Origin of the sequence: Pseudomonas sp. YuFO20 (genome assembly GCF_035064975.1) — a bacterium.
GTDB classification, from domain to species: Bacteria; Pseudomonadota; Gammaproteobacteria; order Pseudomonadales; family Pseudomonadaceae; genus Aquipseudomonas; species Aquipseudomonas putida_AE.
On sequence record NZ_JAXDEO010000140.1, the window covers coordinates 1 to 1,639 of the forward strand.

Consider the following 1,639-nt stretch of genomic DNA (forward strand, 5'->3'; position numbering starts at 1 on the left):
GTTCTCATAGATCGGCACTTCGCAGTCGCGGGCGATGCGCAGGATTTCTTCGGCCAGTTCTTCGTCGCCCTTGGCGGTGAGGGTCGGGGCGTGGGTGCCATTCACAAGGTCGCCACGATATTTGAAGAAGGATTTGGCACTTTGAGTGTTACAGAATAATTCTCTTTGCTCCATTCTCAAAGCAACTACGTCCTACTTCTAAGAAGGCCCACTTAAACGGTTGTGGTCTATTTCAGTCCTACATGGTGAAGTGTGACTTTTCCTACAAGTTTGGTCGTATGTGAACGGCTTGTATGTGTTGAGTTTCTGTTGCGTTGTCAGTTTTGAATTGACAGATTGAGGCGCGGATTATTAAGTTCGTTCCGTCGAGTGGAAAGTCGGCGTAAATCAATGTTTAAGGGGTCCGGGTACAAGACCTACTTGTTGAAGAAATATCGAGTTGGAAAAGGAGGGGAGATGCGTACTGTAATGTACAAGAGGTGGCCGGATAATCTGGTCTTATGAGATAGATGAATTAACCTTTTGGAAAACATAATCGTATGCTGCTTTCAAGCGAAAAACGATATTTTTTTATCGGGTCACTCAATGGCATTCTTGCAAATGTGCTGCTGGGTTTTTCTACTGTTTTTTGGAAATATATCGGCTCTTTGAGCGCAGTTGCGTTGGTCAGTTACAGGATTTACCTTTCTTTGTTGATTGTTGTTCTAGTGGTTTGCGCTTGTCGAGGACTAGTGCCGCTTCTAGCGCAGCTTTCTGTTAGGTCGGTGTTTTTACATTCGCTGGCAGCGTTATTGATAGCTATCAACTGGGCGGCATTCATATGGGCGTCAATTCATGGTCGTGTCCTGGAAAGCAGCTTAGGTTATTTAATTGCGCCAATTTTTAGTATCGTGGTTGGGGTCGTCGTCTATAAAGAAGTCGTCACGCGGTGCAAAGCTTTGGCTTTGGTAATTATGGTGGTCAGCGTATTCTGGTTGTTGGTGTTGAGTGATGATCTCGAAGTGAGTGTATACTTGTCAATCGGTACTTCCTGGGGTATCTATTCTTGCTTGAAGAAAATGACATCCTTGAATGTATTTAGTGGTTTGTTATTGGAGTCTTCAGTGCTTGCTTTGTTTTGCACTTTTGTTTTATTTTATTCAGGTGTAAGTATTGCAATTCCCGCTGATTTTGGGTTGTTGCGTACGCTGCTCCTTTTTTGTTGTGGTGTGGTGTCAGTTGCTCCGTTGGCTTTATTTTCGTTCTCAGCTAAACGTCTTACTATTACATCTATGGGGTTGTTGCAGTTTGTCCTGCCGGTTACGCAGTTTTTCGTCGCGACCGTTATTTATAAACAGGCACTTTCTCCAGTTATACTACTAGTACTTTTAGCTGTATTGAATGCGTTGTTACTGGTTGTGCTTGAGCCTGTTCTAATTAAATTTTTTGTTGACAAAAAATGGGGGCGAAATGGTCTGTAGATGGCCCTGTCGCGATTATCCTTTTGATCAGTAATCATCTCCGCAATCCGTCACATCCTTCTCCATCACTTCAGTAGCTGGATCCTGCCCCTCCGGAAACTTCCCCTTCAAATTCCACGCAAACGCAATGATCTCGGCAATCGTCAGATAAAGCTCCTGCGGAATACTGTCCCCCAACT

At 44.2% G+C, this 1,639-nt stretch carries 2 protein-coding genes and 1 pseudogene; 1 reads left to right on the plus strand and 2 read right to left on the minus strand.

Going from position 1 to position 1,639, the window contains the following annotated elements; all coding sequences use genetic code 11:
- Positions 1–105: EscU/YscU/HrcU family type III secretion system export apparatus switch protein (locus SOP85_RS30940; protein ID WP_323629397.1), on the minus strand; the 105-nt coding region annotated here is incomplete at its 3' end.
- Between the two features lie 434 nt (positions 106–539).
- Between SOP85_RS30940 and SOP85_RS30945 the strand changes: the two genes are divergently transcribed.
- Entirely contained in the window at positions 540–1,460 is a 921-nt protein-coding gene (locus tag SOP85_RS30945) for an EamA family transporter (RefSeq protein WP_323629396.1), read from the plus strand.
- Positions 1,461–1,487: 27 nt separating this feature from the next.
- Here SOP85_RS30945 and SOP85_RS30950 read toward each other — a convergent pair.
- A pseudogene (locus SOP85_RS30950) lies at positions 1,488–1,639 on the minus strand (EscU/YscU/HrcU family type III secretion system export apparatus switch protein); the annotation flags it as partial.

Coding starts and splice junctions, on each gene's coding strand:
- SOP85_RS30945 (WP_323629396.1), top strand. CDS start 540: ATGCTGCTTTCAAGCGAAAAACGATATTTTTTTATCGGGTCACTCAAT.